A 6,000-nucleotide genomic window follows, 5' to 3' on the forward strand; every position below is an offset into this window, starting at 1 on the left:
TGGGATGGACGATGATGTTGCCGAACCGTCTTTCAGCGCGTGGCGTCGTAGCCTGCAGCGCCTTGCTGCTTGGATGGTGCGTGGAAACAGAATCGAGGAGCCGACGCGTCCTACTGTTGCAACGAGAACGCCGGCGCCAACTAGGCATGAAGCGCCGCCACGGCAAACGTTTCCGCCGCGCCCCTAAAGGAACCCGGAATACCAAGCGGTGTTGAATCTCTATGCCTAGAGAGATCGCAATAGTGCTCTGGTCACTTGCCGCCGCCTGCGTGGTGGCGTTCAGTGTGGCCGCAATGGTTTCTGCTCGCTAATCGAAGTTTCTCCTCACTAATCGAACAAGAGGCCGTCCGCGTTGGCGGCCTCTTTCACATCATCCGCTCGCCAATGTCGTCTCCTGGCCCTAGCCGAACAAGGCTGAGCCTATTGTGATATCGGCTATTGGCGGGTTAGTCGATGGACCGTTCAACGCTACCCCCTAATGGCTTAGTGCCCGATTCTGTATTTTGCCGTAAAATTTGCGCTGTCCAGCTTCGCTAATTGGGAGGTTAGGATGAAAAAGTCTTTTGTCGTCGCGACATTGATCCTGTTTGCAGGTCCTGCGATGGCCCAAAACGCGATGAAAGTGGTCAAGCCCGATGGGCTAACATGGACGGAGCATCCGGTCTTCAAGGGTGTGCAAACCGTGATCTTGATCGGTGACCCGACCAAAGCCGAGACAATCGTCCAACGCGTGAAATTCCCCCCGAACTATAAAGTTGCCCCGCACATACATCCTTACGCCGAGGTCGTCACCGTGATGAGCGGCAACTTCGGGAATGCCATGGGTGAAAAGTTCGACCCATCGCAAGGAGAGCTGTTGAAGGCGGGTTCCGTATTCGCGCTGACAGCGAAGCATCCCCATTATGTTTGGACGACAAACGAGGAGACGATCGTCCAAATTGTGTTCACCGGGCCAGGGGGCATCGAGTTCATTAACCCGGCCGACGACCCGCGCAAGAAGTAAAAAGAGCGCCAAGGGCGGCGCAACAAACTACTCGTTAGTGTCCCGAGCCGAGCAGCTGTCAGGGGTAGACCGGACCTGTCTCCCACGAACCTCGACTGACCCGACGCGGACATCGTCTCGCGTAAACGACCATCGAGGCGTGATACTCTGCGTTCATCGTCCTCAAGCTGCTATGAGGATCGAATGAGGCGGCGCGAGTTCATAGCGGGCACTGCGGCGCTGCTCGTTTGCCCACGGCGTTCGCGAGCGTAAGGGACGCCTCGCCGCATCGGCTCGCTTGGGGGCTTCCAGAATTTGCCGATCCTCAAAGTGTTCCGCGAGGGCTTGCGCGATCACGGCTGGATCGAGGGGAAGAACCTGATCATTGACTACCGGTATTTCGAGGGCCATCCCGAGCGCATACCGGCTCTCGCGGCCGAACTAGTCGCCCTCAAGCCCGATCTGCTCATTGGCTCCAACCCGCAGGCAGCCGTAGCCCTGAAATCTGCAACTACTACCATTCCGATTGTGTTCGTAGCCGTGTTCGATCCCGTGGAGCTTGGCCTCGTCCAAAGCCTATCGCGTCCAGGCGGCAACATAACGGGTCTTGCGACCTACGCGCCGGGAGATTGGGTCGCAAAACGAATTGAGCTGGTGCCAAGCGCCGCGAAAATTGCGATCCTGGTCAATCCGGGCAACCCAATGCACAAGCTTGTGTTGGCCAATGAGGTACCTAGCACAGCCAGTAAGCTCGGCGTGGCTCTGCCGATAGTCGAGACGACCACGGCCGAAGAGCTCGATAGCGCCTTTGCCTCGGCCACTACCCAGCGCGCCGATGCAATGATTGTTTTTGGCGATACTCTGACCTTTGTCGAGGCCCCCCGCGTTATCGCACTCGCGGCGAAACACCATCTGCCCGCAGTTTATCTATTCCGACAATTCGCCGATGGCGGATTGATTGCTTACGGCCCCGATGTAGCCGATCTGTTCCGCCGCGCAGCCGGCTACGTCGACAAAATCCTCAAAGGCGTCAAACCCTCCGATCTGCCGGTGGAGCAGCCGACCAAATTCGAGCTCGTGATCAACATGAAGACGGCCAAAGCGCTCGGCCTCACCGTGCCGCCCTCATTACTTATCCGCGCCGATGAGGTGATCGAATAGACATGCTGCAGCGCGTGAGCCGTGCATCATTTGGCAGCGCCGCGATCTGAACGGAAACGTGCAAGACTACGCGTCTAATCGACGCATCATCCATACAGCGTTCTGCGCAAGTCCTCCTTCGAAGCAGGGTATGATTGCCATCGTGGAAATCGACGATGGAGATACTTGCTCCGACCAAATTTGTAACCTGTAACCCATCTGGGAGGACACCATGAGGTATCATCTCAATTCATCGTGGATGTGCGGTTGTGTTGTGCTTGCTTTGGCACTCCCGGCGGCCGCTGTCCCGGCCTTGGCAGAAGAAGCGGGCCAATGGTTCGGTCGAGCCGTTCTGGTCACCCTGTCCAGTAAGAGCGTGAAGCTGGAAGACAGGGCCGACCACACGGTGTCGGTCACCGAATACGACGGCGCCGTATTCAATGCCGATGGCAAGCCCTTCCTCGACAAGGCTCGCTACCAGGTTGTTGATCTAACGGATGCTGGCAATTCCAGCGGCGGCCATAAGACCTTCACAGAGGCCGACGGATCCAAGGTGTTTGCCAAGTACGTCCTGAAAGACGCGAAGCCGAAAGAGTTCCGCGGCACCTTCGAGTTCACTGGCGGCACGGGAAAATATACCGGGATCACGGGCCGCGGTGAGTACCACGTCGTGCTAGTCAGCGACACGGCCCTATGGGATGAACTCCGCGGCGAGTACAAAATTCCGGCTACCGTCGGAAGTTCGCGACCCGACCCGACCAAATGAACATTTGGCACCACCTGCATGAGAGCATCTAGACTGGCCCCGCTGCGGCCGAAACCGAGCGGGGCCTTTGCATTTCGAACGAGAAGTCTTGCGGCTGCGTTTGCCTAAGTATGTCCGTTCCTGGCCGCAATGTCGGCTTCCGAGACACAAGCAGAACTAATTTGAGCCGGGCGACAAAGGCAGCTGCTGGACCCGAATCGGACCAATGTGACTCGCCACGCTATCCCGCGCGGGATAGGATGCGTCTAATCCTCGGTGTGCGGGCTGCCAGACGCTGGTGTGTTCGGCACCCCAACGCCTCCGCCCTGGAGTGCGTTTCCGCGTGATGCCTTGCGGCAGCAAAGGCCACGTAAAGGGAGGATTTGATCGTGCTACTTTGCCAATGCAACGCAATTCATCGACGCGATGTGGTATGCGGCGGCAGTGCTGCCTTGTTCAGCGCCGTCGTGGCGACGCTGATCGGCAGCGGGAAGCCGGTACGCGCAGAATCGATCGCCGGGAAGGTTCCGGAGCTCGATCGTGTGGCAGTGCGCGTGGTCGTCGACAGCTACCAATTCGCTGTCGCGCCGAGCCGGAAGGTTTCCGATGTTGAGATTGAGCACTTCGGCTGGGGCATCGGCGGTGGCAAGCCGCCGGGTAAAACGTTGATCAGTGAGTTCGGCCTGTCGATGCACGTCGAGTCGCGGCGCGGCGCCGAAACACGACATGTCATGGTCGATTTCGGGTTCACACCGGACGCGCTGGTCAACAACGCCAATCTCGTAGGCATCGATCCGGCCGCGATTGATGCCCTTGTCTTGAGCCACGGACACTACGATCATTTTGGCGGTCTTGCCGGCTTCCTTAAACAAAACAACGGCAAGCTCAAAGCCAAGCTACCGATTTACATCGGCGGCGAGGACGCATTCTGCTCCCGCGAATGGACGGCTCCCCCGGTGCGCGCCGACTTCGGAGTCTTGGATCGCAAGGCACTGGAAGGTGCCAATGTTGCTGTGACCTATGCGGAAGGGCCGGCACTGGTCGCTGATCACGGCTTCACCACGGGGCTTATCGGCCAAACGAGCTTTGAGAAGCTGCTGTCCCCCAGCGCCATGAAGATCGGCGTGGATCGCGGCATTGGATGCTATGCTGACAAGCTTCCAGAGGACGAACGGACGAAGACTGTCGTCCCGGACCAGTTCCGGCACGAGATCGCCACTGCATTCAATCTAAAAGGCCGCGGGTTGATCGTGTTGACGTCTTGCAGCCATCGCGGGGTAATCAACGCGATCAAACAAGCCCAAGCGGCTTCGGGTATCAGCAAGATTCACGCGGTGATCGGCGGGTTCCACCTCGCGCCTTACAAGGAGGACTATGTGCGCAACACGATCACGGCGCTGAAGGGTCTCGACATCGACTACGTCATTCCACTGCACTGCACTGGTGAGCCGTTCTACGAGATGACGAAGATCGAGATGCCGAACAAGCTCCTGCGCTCCTACACGGGCACGCGCTTCATCTTCGCTGCTTAGCAAGGACACCCGCGATCCGCGAACGGGGGGCAATTGCTGGCTGTAGCAGATGCTGGAGGATCTAAATCGCATAGCCATGCCGAACGAGTAGTGCGATGCCGATGGCGGTAAGCCTCGTGCTAACAATGTCCGGATTTGGCCCTTCGCGACTGTTTGCCCGGCGCAGGGACATGTCCGAAGTGTGGGGCAGACCGGAAGTCATTGGCCGAGGCTCAAATCGCAGCTGTTGACCCGCACCGGACCTCGGGAAGATTTCAATGCCCGCGGCGTCGGGTCTCCGATACCGAGACGGGATTTGGTTACATTTCGTGATTGAACTGCTTAACTCTCTAATCGACTAATAAATATTTCAAAAATTATAGGAGCGCGCAATGTCCTCTCCAGAAGAAGACGATCGGCGCGAGTTTTTAAGATCCTGCGGCAGGTTCGCCTCCGTAACACCTCCGAATATCACAGCTTTGCTTTCGACCTCACTTACTAGCAGCGCAATTACCAGCTCCGACGGCCGGCGTCGTGTATGCCTAATAACTATCGCTCAGAGCAGAAGGCCGCCCGAGAGGCAGCCTTAGACTGTCACCGGTGTTTGCCGCTGGGTAACGAAGCGAGAAGCTGGGCAATCGCGGCGACTTGCACTTTCGGGTTTGGGCCTGAGACGATCGGCCGCTGTGCTCTACGAGCGCGTCCGATTGCCGAAGCCTCTCTCGATTTCCCGCTCTTCATTGACCAGGTAAGCGGCTGCTTACTTGACCGCATCTTTCCATTCGGACGCCTCTGCTGATGCCCACCCCTGCCGATCCCGATTCCCAGGTTGAGGTCGGCTCCTCGGGGGCCAACGGAAGCAGACTAGCGGGCCATTTCAGGGTCGAGATTGACCCTTCTGCGACCTCGGGTGATGTCTGCATTTCCCCCGCTGTTGAAGCTTGCGGAGTCCTAGACCTCGCATCGGCGGCGCGCTGCCCAGATCGCGCGCTCCTTTCAAAGCATTCCAATCAACATAAAGAGCCCAACCTCGGCCAGGAAAGTGACGCTCATGATGGCGACCGTAAAGAACACGTCGCTCGCCGATAGAGGGTTCATGAATGTCTCGCACCTTGTCCCGGCCGAAATCCATGAGCCGGTCATGAAGTCTGGATACCGGTGGGAATCGCGTGTCCGGTTTGCGGACATTTGACCATGACCATTCCCATGTTGCCCTCCCCTTGCGATTTGTCTTTGTTGTAGTTTGCAGAAAAGCACCGGCCGGTTGGAATGCGCCGCTTGTCGGTGCGCGGTACTTGGGGGGCATCGCGCAACTTGTTGATCGAGCATGGGGCAGTGGGGGGCGTGCTCGCTCAGCTCGGCGTGCTCCAACCGGCCGGATCCCTCCTCAAACGAATCTGGATGTGAAATTGAGCGCGCTTTTTTAGCCGCCGCCTTGGTGGAGAACCCTGGTGAAGTGCTTCCTGATCGGCTCACCCGTTTCCGTCGCGAGCTTCTGGGCAAGCGCCCACAATTCCTTGTTCTGGTCGGAGGCGGTGTCGAACGCCTTGCGCGCTTGCGCCGCCGACAAGGTATAGACATCGGTCGCTGACTTGCTGCCGAACAGATGGACGAAAAAATCG

At 58.1% G+C, this 6,000-nt stretch carries 5 protein-coding genes; 4 read left to right on the forward strand and 1 reads right to left on the reverse strand.

Translation table 11 applies throughout. From position 1 onward, the window contains the following. Window positions 1-550: 550 nt before the first annotated feature. The 4 genes from BLV07_RS41140 to BLV07_RS41155 all read left to right on the forward strand — a co-directional run bounded on the left by BLV07_RS41140 (window position 551) and on the right by BLV07_RS41155 (window position 4,399). Complete coding sequence (locus tag BLV07_RS41140) at window positions 551-1,003, forward strand: cupin domain-containing protein (protein WP_091897953.1); 453 nt, start codon at window positions 551-553, stop codon at window positions 1,001-1,003. Window positions 1,004-1,297: 294 nt separating this feature from the next. Further along, window positions 1,298-2,143 (forward strand): ABC transporter substrate-binding protein, encoded by an 846-nt coding sequence (locus BLV07_RS41145; protein WP_244551398.1) that lies wholly within the window; start codon window positions 1,298-1,300, stop codon window positions 2,141-2,143. A 211-nt stretch (window positions 2,144-2,354) separates the two neighbouring features. Beyond that, window positions 2,355-2,888: a hypothetical protein gene (locus tag BLV07_RS41150; RefSeq protein ID WP_143035676.1), complete on the forward strand. Its 534-nt coding sequence runs from the start codon at window positions 2,355-2,357 to the stop codon at window positions 2,886-2,888. Window positions 2,889-3,319: 431 nt separating this feature from the next. Next, window positions 3,320-4,399, forward strand: coding sequence for an MBL fold metallo-hydrolase (locus BLV07_RS41155; RefSeq protein ID WP_244551399.1), 1,080 nt, complete (start codon window positions 3,320-3,322; stop codon window positions 4,397-4,399). 1,402 nt (window positions 4,400-5,801) lie between these two features. Here BLV07_RS41155 and BLV07_RS41165 read toward each other — a convergent pair. After that, on the reverse strand, window positions 5,802-6,000 hold a 199-nt coding region (locus tag BLV07_RS41165; protein WP_176946101.1), incomplete at its 5' end, for a phasin family protein.

Source organism: Bradyrhizobium sp. Rc2d (assembly GCF_900099855.1).
Lineage (GTDB): Bacteria > Pseudomonadota > Alphaproteobacteria > Rhizobiales > Xanthobacteraceae > Bradyrhizobium.

Coding starts and splice junctions, on each gene's coding strand:
- BLV07_RS41140 (WP_091897953.1), top strand. CDS start 551: ATGAAAAAGTCTTTTGTCGTCGCGACATTGATCCTGTTTGCAGGTCCT.
- BLV07_RS41150 (WP_143035676.1), top strand. CDS start 2,355: ATGAGGTATCATCTCAATTCATCGTGGATGTGCGGTTGTGTTGTGCTT.